General features: G+C 46.3%; 20 protein-coding genes and 1 tRNA gene. 4 read left to right on the top strand and 17 right to left on the bottom strand.

From position 1 onward, the window contains the following. Window position 1: 1 nt before the first annotated feature. A complete protein-coding gene (locus ACSYSL_RS00680) occupies window positions 2-1,150 on the bottom strand; it encodes an NAD(P)-dependent malic enzyme (protein ID WP_491708721.1) in 1,149 nt (382 codons plus the stop codon). A gap of 288 nt (window positions 1,151-1,438) precedes the next feature. Between ACSYSL_RS00680 and ACSYSL_RS00675 the strand changes: the two genes are divergently transcribed. Further along, window positions 1,439-2,389 (top strand): sugar-binding transcriptional regulator, encoded by a 951-nt coding sequence (locus ACSYSL_RS00675; RefSeq protein ID WP_010692015.1) that lies wholly within the window; start codon window positions 1,439-1,441, stop codon window positions 2,387-2,389. Between the two features lie 37 nt (window positions 2,390-2,426). On the opposite strand, the gene brnQ is transcribed toward ACSYSL_RS00675, so the two are convergent. After that, window positions 2,427-3,797, bottom strand: coding sequence for a branched-chain amino acid transport system II carrier protein (brnQ, locus tag ACSYSL_RS00670; RefSeq protein WP_010692014.1), 1,371 nt, complete (start codon window positions 3,795-3,797; stop codon window positions 2,427-2,429). A 138-nt stretch (window positions 3,798-3,935) separates the two neighbouring features. Here brnQ and ACSYSL_RS00665 point away from each other — a divergent pair, with 138 nt between their 5' ends. Further along, window positions 3,936-4,508 carry a YiiX/YebB-like N1pC/P60 family cysteine hydrolase gene (locus tag ACSYSL_RS00665; protein ID WP_491708720.1) on the top strand — a complete coding sequence of 191 codons (573 nt, stop codon included), beginning with the start codon at window positions 3,936-3,938 and terminating at the stop codon, window positions 4,506-4,508. Window positions 4,509-4,534: 26 nt separating this feature from the next. Here the strand turns inward: ACSYSL_RS00665 and ACSYSL_RS00660 are convergent, their stop codons facing one another. The 9 genes from ACSYSL_RS00660 to map all read right to left on the bottom strand — a co-directional run bounded on the left by ACSYSL_RS00660 (window position 4,535) and on the right by map (window position 13,611). Beyond that, the gene (locus tag ACSYSL_RS00660) at window positions 4,535-4,762 is read right to left on the bottom strand and encodes a glutaredoxin family protein (protein WP_010691506.1); all 228 of its coding nucleotides are present in this window, start codon (window positions 4,760-4,762) and stop codon (window positions 4,535-4,537) included. A gap of 96 nt (window positions 4,763-4,858) precedes the next feature. Then, window positions 4,859-5,851 (bottom strand): aldo/keto reductase, encoded by a 993-nt coding sequence (locus ACSYSL_RS00655; protein WP_491708719.1) that lies wholly within the window; start codon window positions 5,849-5,851, stop codon window positions 4,859-4,861. Between the two features lie 12 nt (window positions 5,852-5,863). Continuing rightward, complete coding sequence (locus ACSYSL_RS00650; protein WP_491708718.1) at window positions 5,864-6,796, bottom strand: SGNH/GDSL hydrolase family protein; 933 nt, start codon at window positions 6,794-6,796, stop codon at window positions 5,864-5,866. Between the two features lie 2 nt (window positions 6,797-6,798). Beyond that, on the bottom strand, window positions 6,799-7,761 hold the full coding sequence (locus tag ACSYSL_RS00645; protein ID WP_248656964.1) for a ribose-phosphate diphosphokinase: 963 nt from the start codon (window positions 7,759-7,761) through the stop codon (window positions 6,799-6,801). A 78-nt stretch (window positions 7,762-7,839) separates the two neighbouring features. Beyond that, window positions 7,840-10,350 (bottom strand): SF1B family DNA helicase RecD2, encoded by a 2,511-nt coding sequence (gene recD2, locus ACSYSL_RS00640; protein WP_491708717.1) that lies wholly within the window; start codon window positions 10,348-10,350, stop codon window positions 7,840-7,842. A 50-nt stretch (window positions 10,351-10,400) separates the two neighbouring features. Continuing rightward, the gene (locus ACSYSL_RS00635; RefSeq protein ID WP_491708716.1) at window positions 10,401-11,057 is read right to left on the bottom strand and encodes a histidine phosphatase family protein; all 657 of its coding nucleotides are present in this window, start codon (window positions 11,055-11,057) and stop codon (window positions 10,401-10,403) included. Further along, a complete protein-coding gene (locus tag ACSYSL_RS00630) occupies window positions 11,054-11,392 on the bottom strand; it encodes a cysteine desulfurase (protein ID WP_187753230.1) in 339 nt (112 codons plus the stop codon). Before ACSYSL_RS00630 ends, ACSYSL_RS00635 begins: the two co-directional genes overlap by 4 nt. Window positions 11,393-11,433: 41 nt before the next feature. Further along, the gene (locus ACSYSL_RS00625; protein ID WP_187753229.1) at window positions 11,434-12,795 is read right to left on the bottom strand and encodes an RsmF rRNA methyltransferase first C-terminal domain-containing protein; all 1,362 of its coding nucleotides are present in this window, start codon (window positions 12,793-12,795) and stop codon (window positions 11,434-11,436) included. Window positions 12,796-12,822: 27 nt separating this feature from the next. After that, the gene (gene map / locus ACSYSL_RS00620; RefSeq protein ID WP_491708715.1) at window positions 12,823-13,611 is read right to left on the bottom strand and encodes a type I methionyl aminopeptidase; all 789 of its coding nucleotides are present in this window, start codon (window positions 13,609-13,611) and stop codon (window positions 12,823-12,825) included. A 178-nt stretch (window positions 13,612-13,789) separates the two neighbouring features. On the opposite strand from map, the gene ACSYSL_RS00615 reads away from it, so the two are divergent. Continuing rightward, a complete protein-coding gene (locus ACSYSL_RS00615; protein WP_187753228.1) occupies window positions 13,790-14,128 on the top strand; it encodes a hypothetical protein in 339 nt (112 codons plus the stop codon). A gap of 57 nt (window positions 14,129-14,185) precedes the next feature. On the opposite strand, the gene ACSYSL_RS00610 is transcribed toward ACSYSL_RS00615, so the two are convergent. Then, window positions 14,186-15,562 (bottom strand): D-alanyl-D-alanine carboxypeptidase family protein, encoded by a 1,377-nt coding sequence (locus ACSYSL_RS00610; RefSeq protein WP_491708714.1) that lies wholly within the window; start codon window positions 15,560-15,562, stop codon window positions 14,186-14,188. A gap of 62 nt (window positions 15,563-15,624) precedes the next feature. Further along, a complete protein-coding gene (gene upp, locus ACSYSL_RS00605) occupies window positions 15,625-16,254 on the bottom strand; it encodes a uracil phosphoribosyltransferase (protein WP_491708713.1) in 630 nt (209 codons plus the stop codon). Window positions 16,255-16,391: 137 nt separating this feature from the next. On the opposite strand from upp, the gene ACSYSL_RS00600 reads away from it, so the two are divergent. Continuing rightward, window positions 16,392-16,464 (top strand) — tRNA-Arg (locus tag ACSYSL_RS00600). Between the two features lie 119 nt (window positions 16,465-16,583). Here the strand turns inward: ACSYSL_RS00600 and ACSYSL_RS00595 are convergent. The 4 genes from ACSYSL_RS00595 to ACSYSL_RS00580 form a co-directional block, all read right to left on the bottom strand. Further along, a complete protein-coding gene (locus ACSYSL_RS00595; RefSeq protein WP_491708712.1) occupies window positions 16,584-17,183 on the bottom strand; it encodes an ECF transporter S component in 600 nt (199 codons plus the stop codon). A 127-nt stretch (window positions 17,184-17,310) separates the two neighbouring features. Beyond that, window positions 17,311-18,174: a fructosamine kinase family protein gene (locus tag ACSYSL_RS00590; protein ID WP_010691518.1), complete on the bottom strand. Its 864-nt coding sequence runs from the start codon at window positions 18,172-18,174 to the stop codon at window positions 17,311-17,313. Window positions 18,175-18,386: 212 nt separating this feature from the next. Continuing rightward, window positions 18,387-19,805 (bottom strand): nicotinate phosphoribosyltransferase, encoded by a 1,419-nt coding sequence (locus ACSYSL_RS00585; RefSeq protein WP_187753363.1) that lies wholly within the window; start codon window positions 19,803-19,805, stop codon window positions 18,387-18,389. Continuing rightward, on the bottom strand, window positions 19,805-20,596 hold the full coding sequence (locus ACSYSL_RS00580; RefSeq protein WP_010691520.1) for a nicotinamide mononucleotide transporter: 792 nt from the start codon (window positions 20,594-20,596) through the stop codon (window positions 19,805-19,807). The genes ACSYSL_RS00585 and ACSYSL_RS00580 overlap by 1 nt, the downstream gene beginning before the upstream one ends. Between the last annotated feature and the right edge of the window lie 146 nt (window positions 20,597-20,742).

Below are 20,742 nucleotides of genomic sequence, written 5' to 3'. Positions count from 1 at the left end.
GTTAAGCCTTCTTTGCGTAGTCCATTACTGCCTTAGTGACGGCGTCAACAACACCATCATCAAAGACTGAAGGCACAATCTTATCAGCAGCGACATTGTCAACTAATCCTGCCAAACCTTGTGCAACGTTAACTTGCAAATCCATGTCAACATGCTTCAAACCGGATTGGAGCAATCCCTTGAACAAACCTGGGAAAGCCAAAATGTTGTTGACTTGGTTTGGCCATTGCGATGAACCGGTCGCCGTGACAACAGCACCCGCTTCATGTGCATCGTCTGGTGAGATTTCAGGCACAGGGTTAGCCAAGGCAAAGACGATTGGTGAATCGGCCATGCGCTTTACTTGGTCCTTCGACAAAACATTGGCATCAGACAAACCGATGAAGGCGTCTTGACCATCAATAACGTCATCCAAAGTCTTTCCATCAGCCTGTACAACTTGATCAGCCAATTCTGTTTGGAAGTGGTTATAAGACTTGTCACCCGCACGAACGACACCGTTGATGTCAACCAGGGTAATATGCTTGATACCCGCAGCAATCAGCAAGTTGGTTGTGGCAACACCACCAGCACCAACACCGTTCATGACAACCTTCAAGTCTTCCAACTTCTTACCAACAACCTTAGCGGCGTTAATCAAACCAGCCAAAACAACAATGGCAGTTCCCGTTTGATCATCGTGGTAGACTGGCAAATCAAGATCTTCAGACAAACGACGCTCGATTTCAAAACACTGTGGTGCGGCGATGTCTTCCAAGTGAATACCAGCAAATGAAGGTGCCATCGTTTCAATAGTCTTCACAATGTCATCAACAGACACTTGGTTCAATGCCATCGGAATGGCATCAACGCCGGCAAAGGACTTGTAAATCAATGCCTTCCCTTCAACGATTGGCAAACCGGCACCAGGACCAACGTTTCCCAGACCAAGAACAGCCGTTCCATCCGTAATCACCGGAATCAACTTTCCAGACATCGTATACTTTGCCTTGTCTTCAGGATGTGCTTCGATATCCTTTGATAAGCCTGCAACACCTGGCGTATAAGCCTTCCCCAAATCTGAGGGTGTCTTAATATCGAAAGTTCCTTGAACTTCCAAAACACCAGTGTGTTCTTCGTGCAACTTCTGCACATCGTTCATGTCAACCATATGACCTCCTTGATTCACCATAAAAGTGATACTAGAATCATTGTAAAACGTTCCCCATGTGAAGTAAAGATTTTTTGGCAATTTTTTTATAAAAACCAACAAAAAATCTTTTATTTTTAATTTTTAAAATGATTGGATTTTTTTGAATCAGGTCATAAATAAGAAATAATAGGAAAAAATTGTAAAAATATTCAAAAATAGTGTAAAATATATTTAACTGATTCTGTTTATTGAGTACTTTTTTACTTTATTACAGAACATTATTAATAAATTGATAAAGAGGACAATATGCCAGCAACAGATCCAGGATTACTTGCACAAATTTCAGAAGATTATTATTTGAACAAACTTTCCTTTGGTGAAATTTCTGAAAAGTATCAAGTTTCTCGCTATCTCATTAATAAGTACTTAACCGAAGCGGTGAAGACAGGGGTAGTTAAAATTGAAATTGCATCAACTGCTTCTAGAAATTCGCAGTTAGAACAGGTTTTCAAGGAAAAGTTTCCGGAAACGTCTTGTTACATCATTCAAGACGATACGACCGCAACCGCCACTGAAGAATTATTATCAAATTATTCTGCAAACTTTGTCATTAAACACCTTGAGAAGGATCCACACATCGTCGGAATGACATGGGGTGAAACCATGTATTCCCTGATTGATGCCATCACCTCAAATCCTTTGGACCAGGTTAAATTTACACAGTTTGTTGGAGAAAACATGAAGTATAACTCCACTGCTGGATCTGTTCGCATCGTCGAACGTGCTGCTAAAAAAGTCGCAGGTGAATTTTTGACTTTGCCAGCGCCCCTTTACCTTTCAGATGATACCATTCGTAATGGCCTTTACGAGGCAGCTTCGATTAAACGGACGCTCGATGTGGCCAAGCAAATGGATACCATCTTAACTGGTTTGGGAACAATTGCTTCCCTTGAATCCATTGCAATCTGGAATCAAAATCTGAACCTTCTGTTCCCTGATGTGCGCCTCGGCGAAGTGGCCGGCATGGTCTACGGCCGTCCCTATGACATCAATGGTAACATTTTAAATACCGAGTCAGATAAAACCGTGGGTCTTTCCCTAAACACCATTCTGGGCGTTAAAAAACGAATCGGTGTTGTCCGGTCGAAGTCCAAGGCAAGCGCTGCCATCGGTGCATTGCGTGGCAAGCTATTAACCGATTTAATCATGTCCGAATCACTCGCTTACCGTATTTTAAATCAAGAAGAAGGCATTTAAAAAGCTCCTCGCCAGCTGATGGCGAGGAGCTTTTTTATTATTGATCAACAGAGACTGCCTTTGTCATTATTTGAAGTCCAAAACCAATCATCAAACCAGCGATGGCAAACAAAATCCAGGAAAAACCTTCTGAGGCGAGCGGCACGTGCGCCTGATACCAACCAATGTGTTGACTGCCATTTGCCGTGTAGGTAACAAAACCGTTCAACATTTTCGCAAACGGCACTTGGGTTAACCCATCACCAATCGATCCAATGAGCGTCAAGCCAATGGCCCAGTTAAAGAGCACGGTTGTCCGACCAATCCAGGGTGAAACAAGGTTCAAGAAAATGAGGATAATGGCCACTGGATACATGATTAGGAGAACCGGTACTGCCCACTCAATGATTTTATCCAAACCAAGTAGGGCCACTAGGAAGGCAATGCCGACTGCTAAAGCCAACCAACGTTCGTACGAGACTTTTTTAAAGGCACGGTGAAAGTCGTGGGCAAAGGACGACGACTCCCCCATTGCCGTTGTAAAGACCGCCACGGGACCCATCACGGCCAGAAAAACTTGTCCAAAAGAACCAAAGTAGTTCGTCATGATTTGAGTTAGCGCAATGGCCCCGTTCAAGGAAAGACTTTCCTTTCCAAGCGAAGTCGTTCCTAACATAATCAGCCCGACGTATACGAGCGACAAACCAATCAAGGCCCAAGTCCCCGTCTTCACGATGATCTTCGCCACGTGGGCGGGTTTACGGTAACCCATGTTTTCGATGGCGTGAACGATGGCCACACCCAGAACTAGGGAGGCCAAGGCATCGACTGTGTTATAACCCTCAATTGCAGAGGACAGAATCGGCGTTGACCGGTAAGCCGTCGTAACGTGCTGATGAAGATCCCCCATCGGCCATACTAAAGCAAGAATGAAGACAACAGCCAACAAAATCAAAAAGGCCGGGTTCAAGTACTTACCAATGACTGACGTGATGGCGTCAGCTTTCAGACAAGCCCAATAGACAAGAACAAAGTAAATAAATGAAAAAATCACCAAGCCAAGCTGTTGGCTACCTGCTGGCAACCAGTTTTCCAGAGAAAATGAATAAGCAACGGTAGCCGTACGCGGAGCCACAACCAGAGGCCCCAGGCAAAAGTGCAACACAACAACAAAAAAGGTAGAGACTCGCGGACCGAGGGGCTTTATCAAATCAAAAACAGAACTCGAGCGAGTCACGCCAAGTGCCACTAAGGCCAACAGTGGTAACAAGACGGCCGACAAGATAAAGCCAAAAGTCGCTTGTCCCCATGCAGCACCAGCTAATTGTCCAAGGTGAACCGGGAAAATCAAATTTCCCGCGCCAAAAAACATACCAAAAATTAATGACACCATCAGTAGGTTCTGGCGCCAAGTTAACTTTTTTTCCATTTGCGACTCTCCAATTTAATTAATCGTGGTCAAAGTTTACTCACAGTTAACCATTGTACCTTTTTTTCTGACTTTGCGCCATGACTATTGGTAGAAAAGCTAACGTCATTAAGGAAGCTTTTCATTTCAAATTCTGCTATGCTAGGAGCACGAGGTAAGAAAATGAACCATTATCAAAACGCTGATCTCGCCTTTGTTGTCGAAGGTCGTCAAGCAATGGATCGAGCCATCGCAGCCAGTCGTAACAGTCAGACGAATAAACGCTTTGTTCACGTGGCGATTTTGGAAAGAACAAGTGATGACTATCTATTCGTCATTGAATCCACAGGGAAAAGAGGCGTGATACGGCGCCCCTTCCAAGAATTCATCAACGAACATCAGCAGGCCATTGCCATCTACCGTTCTAAAAAAGTGCTTCAACACCCTGAAAAAATTATCCAGATGGCTAAAACACAACTTGGCCAACCATACAACCATGGCTTTTTCGAAAAGGGCCCGGGACTGTACTGTTCACAACTGGTGCTCAAATGTTTTGAAAAGGAAAACCTTTTTCATGAAGAGCCGCTGTCATTCGGTCCTGAGGGAACCGTCCTTCCCCATTGGATTCATTACTATCAAAAATTAGGCAAAGACATTCCGCAAAATGAAAAAGGATCATCACCAAATAGTCTGATTGCCTCTAACCAACTAAAACTCATTGACGCCATCTAAAAAAACCTGCCTTCCGGCAGGCTTTTTTAGATTGTTTTTGCATACTCATTGAGTTTAGTCAAAGAAAAGCCCAACCAGTCACCAATTGACGATTCAACAATTGGTGTTCGCTTCTTCCCCTCTGCCTTAAACCGATCATAGAGTTCAGGATTTTTATCTAGTGAGATTTCCTGGTAAGGAACTTTACGCGTCTTCAGATAAAGTTTCGTTGCCGCGCATTCAGCACAGGTCTTTCGCGTGTATATTTTAATCATCAACCATTACCTCACCGTAATTAACTTTTCTCCACTTTTAATGAAGCAGATGACTTTTTCATGATTTAACAAAAAAGGAGCGCCCGCTCCTTTTTATTAACCCTTAATGATTTTTTCAATGGCAGACAATTCATCAGACGTAAAATCAAGGTTCTTCGTGAATTCTAGATTATCCGATAAGTGGTCAACAGAAGAAGTTCCAATCACTACAGAAGCCACTCGTTTGTCCTGCAATAGCCAAGCCAAAGACATTTGTGACAATGTCTGGTTACGATTTTTGGCCATATCGTTCAAGGCGTTTAACTTGTGAACCAAAGCTTCTCGGCCATTATCAAAGAGGAAACCGTTGGTCTTGTGAATTGGAAAGTCCTCAGGGATTCCCTTCAGGTAACGATCCGTCAACAAGCCTTCCGCCAATGGCCCATAGGCAAACAAGCCAGAATGATGCTCATCCAGAATGTCCAACAAACCAGATTCCTTTTCTTGCTGGTTCAATAGGTTATAAGAAACTTGATTACCAATAAAGGGCGTTCCCAATTCTTTGAAGATTTCGGCAATGGCCTTTGTTTGCTCTGCTGTATAGTTAGATACGCCAACGTAAAGCGCCTTTCCCTGCTTTACCAAGTGATCCAAAGCACGGGCCGTTTCTTCCAAGTTAGTATTTGGATCAAAACGGTGGGCGTAGAAAATATCCACATAGTCCAAGTTCATCTTTTGAAGGGAGGTATCAAGGGCGTTAATCAAGGTCTTTCGGCCGGAAAACTCGCCCATTGGTCCAGGCCACATGTGGTAACCAGCCTTGGTCGTAATTACCAATTCATTTCGATAAGGCTTCAAGTCAGACTTGTAAACTTGGCCAAACGTCTCTTCAGCGGTTCCGTTGTTCGGACCGTAATTGAAAGCGTTGTCAAAAGAGAAAATACCTGAGTCAAAAGCCTTCAAAATGACTTTTCGAGAATTTTCAAGAGGCATTGTATCCCCAAGATTACGCCAAAGGCCAAAGGAAACGGCCGGCACAATCAATCCTGAATCCGACACGCGTCGGTAAGGCAATTTCTCGTAACGATCTTCTGCTGCTTGGTAAACCATTTCGTTTTCCTCCTATAAAATCCGTTCAAGTTCTGCTGCAATTTTCTGGTGATCAGCCACACCCGGATGATGGGGCCGCGTGCTAATCTGCCAGGGACTGGTATCCACCACCGTGAAACAATCAAAGCGACTCGCTTCCGCCATAAAAATGTCTTTAAAGCGCCCGTTCCAGGGCGTCAATAAATAAAAATGAGCTTGGTGGAAACGTTTCACCAATTCGAGTAAGTAGACACGCAGACCAAAGGCGAAGTCCTCTTCGCTGGCGCCGTAGTTGGCATCGTTTAAGCCGTAGGCCACGACCACCTGCTGACTGTGAACCCGCCGTCTGGCTACATCATCTCGCACTCGCCACAAGGCGTCAATGGCTTTTGGTTCCTGAAAAGGGGCCGAAGTCGTTAAACCAGTGCCACCATAGGCAATCCGGTTGAGTGGCTGTTTCTTGGCTCGGGCAACTATGGCCGGAAACGACTGACTAGGACGATGTTGATCATGGCTAGCTCCCATCATCGCCTCACCGGCAACGATAGAATCACCGACAAAAGTCAAATAGGGCGTCGCCTCTTTATCTTCATCATTCGGTAGTGTACTCGTTAGTTGGACAGCACCAGTCACTCGAATTGATTGAACAACTAGCCCACTCTGCCAAAAAGCAACTTGTCCCGTTGCCCATTGATCGAGAACGAGCTCGACATCGTGTTGACCGGCTGGTAAATCAATGGTGAGTTCTTCTCCATCAGACGAATATGTTTGTTGGTCAGAGCCATCGACATTTAGCGTCCAGCGCATGTCAGGATATTCCTGTCCAAAGGAAAGGAGAAGCTGTCCCCCCTGCCCTTCATAATGAAAAGCAAAGTAAGCACCGTATTGCGAACAAAGCACGCCGTCGCCATCGGGATTTTTGGACCATTCAGGCGAAGCGAGGGTCAGTAGTGATTCTTCTTCCACGACTAGCCCTCCTTCTCCTCTTTCGGTTTTAAGACCTTAGCCAGCGACTTTTGTTCGATGACCTGCTTCAACCCTTCTGCAAAGAGGGAAGCGACCGAAATGACTTGGAGCTTTGGGAATTGCTTTTCTTCTGGAATTGCAACCGTATCTGAAACAAAGAGATGGTCTAAATCGGAATTTTGCAGGTTTTCTGACGCTTGTTCAGAAAAGACGCCGTGAGTTGCCAGGCCATCAATCTCAGCGGCACCAGCCTTCTTTAAGGCAGTGGCCGCTTTCATCATGGTTTGCCCGGTATCAACCATGTCGGCAACAATGATGGCATGCTTTCCCGCCACGTTTCCCGTCACACGAGCCGGTTGCTTGGGGTCACGGTTACCATCAATGATGGCCCATTGACTATTAATTTCGGTGGCCAACCGTTGCACTAATTTCAAAGTCGACGGACCGGAAGCCACACAAACAACTTCTTGTCCAACTAAGCCAGCCTTTTCTAAAAAGTCAACTTGTGCCGGTAAAGCAATCAAGTGGTCAACTGGGATGTCGAAGAACCCTTGCAGTTGTGGCGTGTGCAGATCCATCGTCATCACGCGCTTAATCCCCTGACTCTCCAGCATGTCAGCGACTAGGCGGGCAACGATTGGTTCGCGGGAACGGGTTTTACGATCCGAACGGGCATAGCCCATGTAGGGAATGACCACGTTAATCGATTTAGCCGACGTCCGTTTCGCCGCATCAATAAAAATCATCAATTTCATGAAATTTTGATTGACTGGATCGGCGATGGGCGCAATCACATAAACATCGATTCCTCGCACTGAATCAACAATTCGTTCATAAATTTCATGGTCAGCAAAGGTCCGAATTTCAACTGGTGATAGTGGAACACCAAGTTGTTCCGCCACCTTTGTCGAAAGGGCGGTGTTAATACCTAAATCAAAAAGACGAAATTTTGGGTTAGCAGTCATGGTTAGCTCCAGGTGAATTTATTCAATATCATTGGGTAGCAGCTGCCTGCCACCCCACTATCTTCATTATACTAAATTTTATTGGTCAACTGGCATAAAATCCAAAGGACTTAGTTCGGCCATGCCAATCATGGGATCAATTCCCTCAGCAAGATGAGCCGCTGTTAGCGTGTCTTCTGGCAAGAACTTTTTGGAAGACACTGGCTTTTTTTCAACTGGCGTTTGGTCAGAAGCGTGTTCAATTTTGACCTTGGCTGAATCCGAAAGATCATGGGGCACTTCTTGTGAAAGGCCGGCATTCAGCGCTTTTGCTGTTTTCTTTTGAGGGGGAGCACTCTCTATCGCGTTCCCATTCGCTCCTGAATCCAGGTCGGCCAAGAGATGGGTCTGTCGGTGAGGCACCTCGTGCTCGGCCGCGTATTGGTAAGCATCGTAATCACCGACCATCACCAACGCCTCTTTGGCTCGCGTAATCGCCGTGTAAATCAAATTCTGATTCAGCATAATTTTAAACTGCGAGGTCAGCACTAAAATGACCAGCTTAAATTCGTTTCCCTGTGCCTTATGAATCGTTGTTGCATAGGCCAAAGTCAGTTGATTTAAGGTTTTTGGCGTATACCATACCTCTTGTCCGGCGAAATCGACGACCAATGCATCGGCCTTGCCCGCACCGTCTGATTGGTTGTGAATGGCCACGACTTCTCCCATATCACCGTTGTAAATATCGCGTTCCGTATCGTTTTCGAGCTGTAGGACTTTATCCCCTAAACGAAAGACCGTGTCCCCATACTGGAGTGTCTTCTGTCCGGGCTCAACGGGGTTAAAGAGGTCTTGTGCAATCTGGTTTAAAGACCTCACCCCGGCCGCCGTTTTATACATTGGCGCCAATATTTGTACTTGATCAGCGGTAAAGCCTTTTTTAATCGCCGATTGTAAGACCTGCCCAACGGCAGACGGAACCTGACTTGCGTTAGTCAGAAAAGTCGACCGGTCCCGCTTCTTGTCCTGAAAGTCCGAGGGTAACTGGCCATCATTAATCGATGCGGCTAATGTCGAAATCGAAGAACCCTTCCCCTGCCGGTAAATATGTTCGAGCGCAACGTGAGCCACCTGCTGACTGTGTATCAAATCAAACAAGACATTGCCGGGTCCCACGGAAGGGAGCTGATCTGCATCCCCAACCAACACGACGTGCATCGTCTTTGGAATTGCCGAAAAGAGCGCAGCGGCCAGGGAAATATCTAACATAGACGCCTCATCGATAATTAAGAGTCCCCCACTCAACGGGTTGTCAGCATCAAATTCGGCATCATCCCCCTCCGAAATACCCAGGAGACGGTGGATGGTTGTCGCTTCATAACCAGTGATTTCCGTCATTCGTTTAGCAGCTCGACCAGTCGGTGATGCCAAACGGACTCGGTGTTCCTTCAGCCACTCTTGATTCTGCCCTTGTTGTTCGGCTTGGGAACGCACCAGCGCTTCCCAGGTCTTAACCAGCGTTTTGGTGACGGTTGTTTTCCCGGTGCCTGGTCCTCCCGTCAAAACAAAGAGTTGACTCGACAACGCTTGCTTTACGGCAGCTTCTTGAACATTATCAAGGGTTAACCGCCCTGGCAGAACAAAACCATCGTCAATGCTTTGTTGGGTAAACTGAACGTCGGATTTTTTTTGAAACAGTTCCTGTATCTTATTGGACACCGTCTGCTCCGCTAACGCTAATTCTCGGGGTTGGTAGCTATCATGATCAAAAACCAAACGTCCCTCTGCGACAAGCGCACCTAAAGCCTGATCAATGATCTCAGCTGGATTGGTTACGTCATGTCCAATTAAGGACCAGCTGGCGTTTTTCGCCTGTTCGATTGTCAGAAAAGTGTGCCCATGGGCAAAGCAAGCATTTTGAATGGCCGCAAAGACCGCTGCTTTGATTCGTTCCTTCGAATCGAGTGTATAACCCGCCTGTTGAGCAATGGCATCGACTTTTTTGAAAGGCAAGCCTTCCATTTCATAGACGAGTCGGTAGGGATCGTCCTGCAAGATATTCTGGGCCTCTTCCCCATAACGATCAAACAGCTTGCCAGCTAAATCAGCAGAAAGACCGACCTTGTGTCCAAGGACAAAAAGGCGCTCCAAACCCATGTTGTTTTGCAGGGTTTCAACCAAATTGTCAGCTACTTTTGGCTTAACCAAACCCTGTAAGACCTTGGGATCGGCCAAAATTTTATCGAGGGCCTCGGCCCCTAAAGCATCCACAATTTTTTGAGCGGTTTTCTTGCCAACTCCTGCAAAATCACCGGAGGAAAAGAAGGCGACCAGCCCCTTTTCATCGGTTGCCACTTGATTTTCATAGCGAGCAGCCTGAAACTGTTGGCCGTAGCGGGGATGGGTCACTAGTTGACCAAAAAAGGCATAGGTAGAACCAGGCTTCACGGATGCAAAGGTCCCGGTAACAATCAGTTCGTCTTCATCCCAATCAAAGTCATCCGATTCAACTTGGACGGAAAGAATTTTGAAATAGGAATCCTTGGCTGCAAAAATCACATTTTGCAAGACGCCCTTTACTTGATTGTCCTCAGAAATCGTTCGTGCCATGTTTCCTTACTCTTTTTACATATGTACGGTACGAAAATCGCACCAGATGATTAAATCGTAGTTGAGGCGTCCTGCGCCTTCCCCAAATAATCCGTTTGATTCCACTGCACTAACTGAAATTGGTGATCAGCGGTCGTTTTAATCGTTGTTGTCGATGTGTTCGACAGTCCACCTAATTCTTCACGAATGTCTGCACGATTAACACCGAGCAAGTTCGACATTCCAAAGGTTAGGATTAATCCGTGGGCCACAATCAAGACTGAGTCGTCCGGATAGTCTTGAGCAATCTGTTCAATTAACCGGCGAAAGCGTTGAACCGCCTTCACGTATCCTTCTCCGTGGAAGCCCTCGCCATCAAAGTCTTCTAGATGGTTGCGGTAGGTATCAAAGGCCTCCGGGTAAAGACGAGCGACCTCCTCTTTCTTCATTCCTTCCCAATCGCCTAGGCCAACCTCGACAATGTTGGAGTGCAGGGAAAGTTTCGGTTCACCTGGCAACTGTCGCACGATGGTTTGGGCCGTCTTTTGTGCCCGTGGCAGTGGTGAAGCAAAGGCCCGGTGAATGTCTTTATTCTTTAAAAAAGTCGCGACTTTATCCATGTCTTCATATGAAGTCGGCAAGAGGGGGGAATCCCCATGGGCCCCTTGGAAACGCTTCTCCAGGTTCCACTCTGTTTGACCATGTCGTACAAAATAAAAAGTCGTCATGCTACCTGCTCCAAGACCTGTCGGTCAACCATCTCATTCAAAAAGAAAGTCATTAATTTTTCGATTTCTTTTGCATCAGCGCGTTTTGTCACATCAACTGGTCCACCAGCCGCACCAACCGTTTCAATCTTCATGCCCCCCAAGTCCTTCTTAAAGACAACCTTTAGACTAATTGCCTGGTCGAGTGCTTGCTCCGGTTGAAGCGACCGCTTCAAAATATAGGCACCGGCGTTATTAGTCACAAAACCCAAATCAATTAGGGTGAACTTCTTAATCGATGAGCTAATTTGAAAATTACCAACACCATTTACTGCTACTTTTGTTTGGAAAGCCATGGTTTTCTCCTCCATCGTCTGTTTAAAAATAAAAAGTCAAACTAGTGACGCAAACCCTTTGGATAAAAATTCTTTAGTTGACCATTCACATACTTCGCCCAGCCAACTCCGTTACCCCCGGCCGTCATCAAAACAAAGCCCTTTTTTAAATCGGCCTTTGTCGAAAGCGCCTCACCATGGGTATAGGCCGTCCACTGCCGTTCATCATCGATGGCAAAAGACTGAGCGACTTGGCTGGGGTGAATGGCTAACGCCAAGGCATGGTCTGGTTCAAAACGTTTTTTCTTGAATGTTCCGAGACACAGCCCGGCACGCAAAATCTTAATCCGACCGAAAGCTGGACAGTTATCCGGCAGCAAGAAAACCCGATCACCAAAAGTGATTAAGCGTTCTTCAGAAAAGGCCAAGCCGGGAACCGTTTCAGCCAAAAAGTCGTTTAGCAAAGCACTTTCTTCAGCTGATAGATGGCTCGGTTTTTGTACGTTCACCTTTTTACCAGCATCGGCATCGTCGGCCTTTTTCAGCTTCGCCACGAAGTGCCCTTCACCAGGTAAATCTTGCGGCCAAAGTCGTGCGGTTAACGCCAAGTCTGGATTACCATCTGCCCATTCAGGACGACCATCAGCAATGCCCGATCCCGCGACTTTATCGATTGGAAGCAGGGCCATTTCGGGATAGCGATCGAGTAGCCAGGCAATGATCTGTTCGTCTTCTTCGGGGGCAAAGGTACACGTTGAATACACTAAAACCCCACCTGGTCGAAGCATTTTCACGGCGTTCTCAAGTATCGCTTCGGAACGCTCCGCACACTCGCGTGGATAATCCTCTGACCAATAAGTAATCGCCTCGGGATCCTTACGAAACATCCCCTCCCCTGAACAGGGAGAATCAAGTAACACACGGTCAAAGTAGGCAGGCAATTGCTCGGCCAAGTCCCTTGAGTCGGCCGAGGAAACAATGGCATTGGCAACGCCAAACCGTTCGATATTTTCTGACAGGATCTTCGCCCTTCCAAAGAAAATTTCGTTCGTCCAAAGCAACCCCTGTCCATTCATTTGCGCAGCCAACTGAGTAGACTTGCCACCGGGAGCCGCCGCCAAATCTAAAACACGCTCCCCTGGTTGGGCTGACAAAACTTCTGCCACGAACTGAGCAGAGGGTTCTTGGGAATAGACAAGACCAGTTGTATGGTCGATTCCTCGACCAAGAACCTGACCAAAATAACCATCGCGTGACCACGGAATCGGCTGGTCTTTTTCTAAATCAACTAAGGTCTGACTCTCTTTTAGTGGATTTACTCGAAAGCCCTTATGGACTGGGCCTGACAAGGCCTCAAAAAAAGGCCCGCTTTCGTTTCCGAGCAGGTCTTGATATTTTGCGATGAAAGCCTTTGGTAGTGCCATGCTTACCTCGTTTTGAGACTGTGTCTCTTACAAATACTTTGCGTCTTCAACTGGATCCTGAGAAGTCAGAATCTTTGGTCCGTCCTTCGTGATGGCCAAAGTATGCTCATATTGAGCTGACCATGAACCGTCAGCCGTTCGAACCGTCCAACCGTCTTCGGGGGTTTCGTCCGTCGTCACTTCCCAGCCGCCCATGTTGATCATGGGTTCGATGGTAATCGTCATCCCTTCCTTTAAGCGGAGCCCATGCCCTGCTTTTCCAAAGTGGGGGATGGCTGGGTCTTCGTGCATCGTTGGGCCGACACCGTGTCCGATGTACTGGCGAACGTCGCCATAGCCCATCTCGTCCTCGGCATACTTTTGAATGGCCGCCCCAATGTCACCCACACGGTTACCAACAACTGCCTGGTCAATCCCCAAGTAAAGCGATTTTTTAGCGACGTCCATTAGCTTTTGAACTTCGGGTGATACTTCGCCGACGGCATAAGACCAAGCGGAGTCCGAAACAGCACCATCTAATCCAACAACAGTGTCAACTTTGACCAAATCCCCGTTTTTCAACTTCAAGCCCTTGCGAGGCAATCCGTGGGCCACTTCATTATTAACCGAAACCGTTACCGCGTACTTAAACCCTTCGAACCCGATTTGTAAAGGAACGCCACCGTGGTCCTCGATATATGCCTTACACTTTGTTTCAATCTCCCAGGTATCGATACCGGGCTTGATCAAATCGCGAAGCATGTGATGCATTCCGGCAATGATGGCACTGGATTTGCGCATAGCTTCAATTTCACGTGGTGATTTCAAACTAATCATGAATGTCCCTTTCTCATTTTTAAAGTACTTTCATTATAACATTGTTGGTCCTTCTTGTCCTTTGTGAACGGTCGGTACCCATCCTAAAAAAGAATGGTTATTTATCGGCTGTTCAATTGACTTTTCTAAAGTCGCACCCCATAATATGGGATAAGAATATAAAAGGAGTGTGTCTGACATGAAGAACTTTTTACTTGGTGTTTCATTGTTTGGTAACGCCGCTTTGGCTTACCTTTTGTTGAAGGATGATGACCGCGTCGCTGATTTTAAGGAAAAGGCAAACGATGTTGCCGGTTCTGGCAAGTCTAAGGCTCAGGAATTCGTTGGCTATGGTAAGCAAAAGGCCGCCGATTTGACTGAAGTTGGTAAGGGCAAGGCGCAAGAAGCAAAGGGTAAGTTTGCTCAACTGAAGGGCAAGGCTGCTGCTAAGAAGGATGACGCAGAACACTCATTGGACGAGCAATTGGCCGATTTGGAAGAACGCGCCACTGAAGCAAACAACGGTGTTGCTGACTAAAGCAATTAAAAAAGAGGCCATCAGGCCTCTTTTTTTGTGTCAACATATTGCTTTCTATCACCAATTGAATAACCAGTGACGGTAATAGCCCCAACGAGTGGTCTGTTCCATCATTTCTTGATTGCTTAATGGTAAATCGTGAACTTCTTTTGAAACAGTCGGTAAATAACTTGCCTTCAGTTCAGGTGACAGCCAGCGGACGGTTTCATCATCACTTAACGATTGACTGTTTTGACGAGCAACGTGTGCAAAGGACAAAGAACTGACCTTTGTCGCTTTTTTAACCCAGTAGGTCCGTGCTTCTTTAGCGACGAGCTGAACCCTGCCCGTCTTGGACCAGGCGTTTTTTGTTTGACCAGACACCTTCGTGTTTTTTGCCACCGTGATGGGCTGCTGCTCATTGAGGACTTGATTCACCGCATCCAAGGTCACTTGGTACCGTTCCTTTGAGTCCGTGTACTTGCCAGCCCCGGAAACAACCGTAATAAATTCGTGCCCATTTTGATCTTTAATTAAGCCGGTCAGTCCCCCACCAGAACTTGGTGTCGAACCCGTCTTCAATCCTTCAACCGTCAAGTTGTTCGGGTTGTTCAGCTTCCCCTTAATTTCTTGATCAAACTTACCACCTTCAGTCAGCTTAATCTTGGTGGCAGCCTCGTTAGCATTTGGACGGTAAACCAATCCGACTTTGTCGTAGTATTTTCGTACATCGGGGTCGGCGCTGACAATCTGATAAGCCAAAACAGCCAAATCCTTGGGTGTTGCTTGGTTTTCAGCAGTGGCGCTTGCGGACTTCACTCGGTAGTCAAAGGCATCATCATTCACTTGCCCGGCAGCATTGTACCAGTCACTGTTGGTCAAACCTAGTTTCTTTGCCCAACGCTGTAGGAATTCCTGTTGCGTTTCGGACTTTTTCTTAGCAAAGTCGGCTAAGGCCAAGGAGGCATCGTTGGCCGAAGTGGTAAACATAGCGTCAAACAGTTCTTTGACGGTCAAAGTCTCGCCGTTATGGACTTCGAGGTGAGCGTACATCGCATTGTCTTTGTCCGACCAGTCAGAGGACTGGGTCACCTTCACGGGGGTGTTCCAATCGTAGTCACCCTTTTTAATTGCCTGTAAAACAGCATAGGCCGTCAACATTTTACTTTGCGAAGCAATGCCAACCTTTTGATTAGCATTTTTCTGCCCCAAAATTTGGCCCGTCGAAGCGTCAATGACCAAGGCCGAGCGAGCGTTCACTTTTAAGGCGACAGGCGAACCATCGACTTTGTGACCAGAAGCAACAACTTGATTACGATTATTCCAATAGGCAAGCCCCGCATAACAGCCAATCACCAGTAGAATGACGGCTAATAGCGAAAAAAGCAAACGCCACCAAAAGCGACGCTGCTCCTTATTTTCTTTATCATGTGGGTGGAGTGAGGAAAAACGCATTTTGAATGATGTTTTTCGCTCAAAAGGATGTTTTACATGCATGATTCAATCATTCTAATTTATTAATGAGTACCAAACAAGCGATCACCAGCATCGCCCAATCCAGGCACAATGTAGCCATCGTCGTTCAAGCCTTCGTCAATTGAAGCCGTCACAATTGGCACGTCAGGATGTGCTTTTTGAACAGCAGCCAACCCTTCCGGTGAAGAAACCAGAGTGATTAACTTAATTTGGGTCGCTCCCCGCTTCTTCAAGGCAGCAATTCCGTCGATTGCTGAACCACCAGTTGCCAACATTGGGTCAACCAAAAGTACCTCTCGTTGTTCAATGTCGTCTGGCAACTTAACGAAGTATTCAACCGGTTCCAAGGTCTCTTCATCACGATACATCCCAATGTGGCCGACCTTGGCAGCTGGAATCAACTGCAAAATGCCATCAACCATTCCCAAACCGGCACGCAAAATCGGCACAACCGCCAACTTCTTACCCGCCAAGGACTTAGACTCAGTCTTTTGAATGGGGGTTTCCACTTCAACCGTTTCAACCGGCAAATCGCGGGAAGCCTCATAGGTCAATAACATCGCTAACTCATCAACAAGGGCACGAAAGTCCTTTGTTCCCACCTCTTTGTTTCGGATCATCGTCAACTTATGTTGCACCAACGGGTGCTTCACTTCAGTAATCTCAGCCACAGGTTTGTACCTCCATTTTCTACTAACTCTAAGTGTAGCAAAAAATACCGACTTTGTTCGTAAAAATATTCGCTGTAAATTAGACAATCGTGACAATTGTCTTTAGGGAGCAACTTCGCTATAATAAGAAATATTCGGCATCCATAGTTTAACGGGATAAAACGGGGACCTCCTAAGTCTTTGCTCCCAGTTCGAGTCTGGGTGGATGCATGGTATAACGTTGGTATACCAACGTTTACGCACTATTTGATACAATCAATAAAAAACACCCCCATCTCCATCACGAGACGAGGGTGTTTTTTTAGCATGAACGTATCAAGCCACTTTCACTAAAGCTTTGGCAAGCGCTTCAACAACACCCGCCCAATTGCAGCCACCAAGAGACCGTTTACCAAGAACTCAAAAACAAAGTTAAGGGCTAAGATACCGGCCAACCAAAGAAAAAGATTTTCCTTCGGAATGCCATAGCCACTATATGGCATTAAGGTCAGTGACAACCAAGAAAGAAAAATCACCATGAAGGTGTTGATGAAAGCCGCTAATGCCCCCATCGTAAAGAGAAACCAGACCGGCTTTTCGCGGTCAATGAAAAAACGTTTGGCCAAATAGCCAATGATGACCCCCACCAACAAACGGGGTACAAAGGCCACCAAGGGGTTTGAAAATAGAAGCGCGCCAAAAGTTCCGGGGTGTGTTAGCGCATGTAACCAGGAATACGTCGCCCAGAAAAAGGCCACCACGAAACCTGATCGTGGTCCTAAGGCAACGCCGGCAAGGGCAGCAGTCGCCGGTAAGATAACGGCAGAGGCCCCGACAACCACAGCACCAAGCGGCACATACCCTAGGAAGGGTACCATCGATTGCAACAAGATGATGGCCACAAACATGGTGGTAGCAACGAAAAGTTGGTTTTTTTGCTTTGATTTCATTTCAAATACTCCTCATCATTAAAAAATGACACAAGCGTCATTTTTATAGTATAACGAGTTAAAAAAAAGCTGTCAACTTCTTGCCACAAATGGGCATGAAAACAGCTTCTCTGATTTCCCTATTTAATTAAAATTGCAAAAGCAAACGGTTCAAGCGTGGTGCGTAAATATCGCCGAAGCGAACAAAGTGCATCAAAATATAGTAGAACTCATACCATTTGAAGCGCTCTTCATAACCTTCGTCCAAAGGATAGGCTTTCTCATAAGCGTCATAAAAGGATTGGTTAAAGCCAGGAAAGACTTTGGAAACCGCCAAATCATATTCACGGTCACCATAGAAGGCGTTGGGATCGATAAAGACCGGTTGTCCCGAAGCATCAAACATAAAATTGCCCGCCCACAAATCGCCGTGCAATAACGAGGGCTGAACGTTTTTCACGTGCTCATCTGCTAAAATCGTCTTTTTCAAATTTTCAAAATGGTCACCACGTTGGGTCAGCCAGAACGCCTTCTTAATGGCTTGCTTCATCAATGGTTCGAGTCGTTGATGTACGAAGAAATCACCCCAGGAATCATTCCAAGTATTATCTTTTGGCACAAAGTCGTATGGATTCGATACGTCGAAACCAAAGCGGTCACCATGCGCTTGGTGTAAAACAGCGAGCGCACGCCCTAAATCACCCTGTTTGGCCGGACCAGAGGGGACCCATGACAAAAGTAAGTAAGCAAAGCCCCGTGTCTCCCCTTGTTTAATTACTTTTGGCACCGTCACATATTGCCCTAATGCCTTCAAAGAAGCAACTTCGGCGTCAAAGAAATGACGATCATGATCTGGTTGTACCTTTAAAAAGTAGCGATCAGAACCTGAATAAAGTGAAAACGCCATGTTAACATCCCCACCCGAAACAGCCTTCAAATCGTGTGGATTCTGTAAATTTAATCGCGACAAAAAGTCTTGATCAATGACATTCGAATCAGCTGATGACAGCATAGAATAACCTCCTAAAATCAATAAAAAACAGCCCCCGTTATGACACGGAAGCTGTTTTTGAGCAAATAAGGGCCTCAAGTTGAACAAGTTCATCAAGTACGAATTGACTGAGTTGTCTTTCCATCTGGCCCTCCTATCGTTAATTCCACTTTACCACAGAACAAAAGAGAAGGGGCTTATTTTATAAAATAAATTTTGTGAAGCATCGTCAATTAACCGTTCACACGACCCAACTGACGATTATCCTTCAAATGTCTTTCCGCACGTTCAAAAATATCAGCAATTGGTGCCGCTGTAATTTGACCGTTTTCATAAACCGTTTCCAGCAAATCTTTGCCAGCTGTCTGTTGTGGAACGGTTTGTAATTGACCATTTTCATCCACAATGACTTTTAGTAAGCCAGCCTTGGAAGCCTTTGTCGGATCCGTTTTCGGTTGCTTTTTAATGGCCAAGTCCGCCCCATCGCTCGTGTGGGCGTAAGCTGCCTTAATCGCAAAACGTTCCGTATCACGGGTAAAGCCTTCTTGAAGTAGTCCACCGCCGGAACCGACAACCAGGTTGTCCGTCGACCAACCGCGATCAATTAACGCTTCATAGAGTTTGATAATCGTATCGGCCTTCATTCCGTCACCTTGAATCAAGCCGACGTTATGTCGAAGAACCTTATAACCCTTGTCGTTAACTTCGGTGCCAAAGATGTCAGCCAAAATATCAAGCACGGCCAAATCCATGGTAATGGGGTCGCCAGAATCAGGACGAAGGACAACGCGTCCCTCACGCTCCTGAATCCGCTTCACCATTTCTGGTGACCCCACCACGTGTTTCACGAAGTTAAAGGTGTCATATGAATCAATGACAATGGAGACTGGTGCATCATCTGGTGTTCGGTCCAACTGGGCGTTCAAATAATCAAATTCACCCTGGCCAGAACCATAGGCCGTCGCTACGGAATGCTCCGTTGCCCAAATCGACAAAGCCCGTCCCTCTTGCCCGTAGACTTTAGCAAAGTAATTAGAGGCCGCTAGGTTATCAGACCCGCGAAAATGCAACAAGTGTGCTGCACCACCACGTTCACCAGATTCAAGCGAGGTCGCACCACGCAGGCCAAAGTCATTGACCATTAGTGGCAGCGAATCCACCGACCCGGTCTTTTCAACAAGGGGCAACAACCGCTTTTTAATGTAGAGGGAGTTCGTTGCAATGGTCGTTGGATACCAAACATGCATCAAGACCACTTCTAAAGCATTGAGCGACGTTGCAAACCAATCTTCGGTCGACTCGATGGTGAAGAGGGCCGTCCCCGTTGGCACTTCCATCCCCTCTGGCAAGGCCTTGATTCGCACTGGGAAGTAGCCCAAGTCACGAACCTTTTCCCAAACAGAACGGTTGAAATAAGCCTTCGTGCCAAAGGTCTCTTCAGCAACTTTTTCGGCTTCATCAATCATCTCAGTCGTAATTTGACTTTGAAAATAATCGTGCAAAATCATGGAAAGACCAAACCAAGAGATGGTTGGGTACTTTCCGCCGACACGGGCTTCCCCATATGAATAAAGTTTGTTAATGTTTTGCGGATACTGTAAATGGTGCGTTAATTTATAAGCATCAGTAGCTAGAATCAAATTCATGGTCATCATTCCCCCTCGATGGCTGCTTCTGTGTGGTTGAGATGGTTTGGTCTGCTTTTGGCTTCTCTTTTAACTGTCCAAGTTAGAATGGCAATCAGGGAATTGATAATGTAATAGCTATACTTACCAACGTTTGCAAAATTGCCTTGAATTAATGCTTTCCCCAAATTGGCAACGTTGTAGACCGACCAAATATACCACTGATCCTTGATGCGGAAAATATTTAGGATATCCGCTGTCAAAGCCAGGGCAAAAGTCGTGGATGAGAACCAATACATCGCATCCAATCCCCAACCAGAAAAACGAAAGGCAAAGGCGTTTAACCCGAAGGAAACGGTAATGGATAGCAAAATCAACCCAATCAGGATGAAAGGCTTCACCCGTCCCACTCGCTGGTATCGACTCCACGTTTTGGTAGGCAGCCAATTCGTGACCATTGAAATCGGGTAGGTTAAAAAGGCTCCAACGTTCCCGTTGAAAAAGTCAACAACGCCAGCTACCACAACGTTAATCCAAGAAATCGTGTTGCCAAGCGCCTTTTGCTTGGCAATAAAGCGGGTTGACAGAATCGAAGCCACGGCGGAGGCGGTGGCAAACAGCCCGAGTAGCGGCAACCTGGTAAAGGCGTTTGACTCGCCATGAAAGAACCAGGAGGCCGATAAGGGTTTTGACCAATAGTGTAGGACGAGTGACGTCCCTAAGACAATGACAACACCCAGAATATCAAAATAGTCGACCCTCAAAAAAAATTGGAAGAATCGACTCTGACGGATGTTATTGGCAGTTTTTGAAAGCATGATGGCTTTGCTCCTCTTTGTTTTTTTACAGAGCCGCAGATGGCACAAACGCTCTGGTGAGTCCTTTCTCATTCAACGAATCATTAGGACTTGCGTTCATTATAACTGACTGACCGACTTTTTGCTAGACAAAGACCTTTTTCAAC

Source organism: Fructobacillus sp. ESL1129, assembly GCF_058507945.1.
The sequence above is the reverse complement of the archived record's forward strand: the minus strand, read 5'-3'. Positions and strand labels throughout refer to the sequence as shown.

Bases quoted from the DNA above. Each gene is read 5' to 3' on its own strand.
- ACSYSL_RS00680 (WP_491708721.1), bottom strand. From the start codon at position 1,150: ATGGTTGACATGAACGATGTGCAGAAGTTGCACGAAGAACACACTGGT.
- ACSYSL_RS00675 (WP_010692015.1), top strand. From the start codon at position 1,439: ATGCCAGCAACAGATCCAGGATTACTTGCACAAATTTCAGAAGATTAT.
- brnQ (WP_010692014.1), bottom strand. From the start codon at position 3,797: ATGGAAAAAAAGTTAACTTGGCGCCAGAACCTACTGATGGTGTCATTA.
- ACSYSL_RS00665 (WP_491708720.1), top strand. From the start codon at position 3,936: ATGCTAGGAGCACGAGGTAAGAAAATGAACCATTATCAAAACGCTGAT.
- ACSYSL_RS00660 (WP_010691506.1), bottom strand. From the start codon at position 4,762: ATGATTAAAATATACACGCGAAAGACCTGTGCTGAATGCGCGGCAACG.
- ACSYSL_RS00655 (WP_491708719.1), bottom strand. From the start codon at position 5,851: ATGGTTTACCAAGCAGCAGAAGATCGTTACGAGAAATTGCCTTACCGA.
- ACSYSL_RS00645 (WP_248656964.1), bottom strand. From the start codon at position 7,761: ATGACTGCTAACCCAAAATTTCGTCTTTTTGATTTAGGTATTAACACC.
- recD2 (WP_491708717.1), bottom strand. From the start codon at position 10,350: ATGGCACGAACGATTTCTGAGGACAATCAAGTAAAGGGCGTCTTGCAA.
- ACSYSL_RS00635 (WP_491708716.1), bottom strand. From the start codon at position 11,057: ATGACGACTTTTTATTTTGTACGACATGGTCAAACAGAGTGGAACCTG.
- ACSYSL_RS00630 (WP_187753230.1), bottom strand. From the start codon at position 11,392: ATGGCTTTCCAAACAAAAGTAGCAGTAAATGGTGTTGGTAATTTTCAA.
- ACSYSL_RS00625 (WP_187753229.1), bottom strand. From the start codon at position 12,795: ATGGCACTACCAAAGGCTTTCATCGCAAAATATCAAGACCTGCTCGGA.
- map (WP_491708715.1), bottom strand. From the start codon at position 13,611: ATGATTAGTTTGAAATCACCACGTGAAATTGAAGCTATGCGCAAATCC.
- ACSYSL_RS00615 (WP_187753228.1), top strand. From the start codon at position 13,790: ATGAAGAACTTTTTACTTGGTGTTTCATTGTTTGGTAACGCCGCTTTG.
- ACSYSL_RS00610 (WP_491708714.1), bottom strand. From the start codon at position 15,562: ATGCGTTTTTCCTCACTCCACCCACATGATAAAGAAAATAAGGAGCAG.
- ACSYSL_RS00595 (WP_491708712.1), bottom strand. From the start codon at position 17,183: ATGAAATCAAAGCAAAAAAACCAACTTTTCGTTGCTACCACCATGTTT.
- ACSYSL_RS00590 (WP_010691518.1), bottom strand. From the start codon at position 18,174: ATGCTGTCATCAGCTGATTCGAATGTCATTGATCAAGACTTTTTGTCG.
- ACSYSL_RS00585 (WP_187753363.1), bottom strand. From the start codon at position 19,805: ATGACCATGAATTTGATTCTAGCTACTGATGCTTATAAATTAACGCAC.
- ACSYSL_RS00580 (WP_010691520.1), bottom strand. From the start codon at position 20,596: ATGCTTTCAAAAACTGCCAATAACATCCGTCAGAGTCGATTCTTCCAA.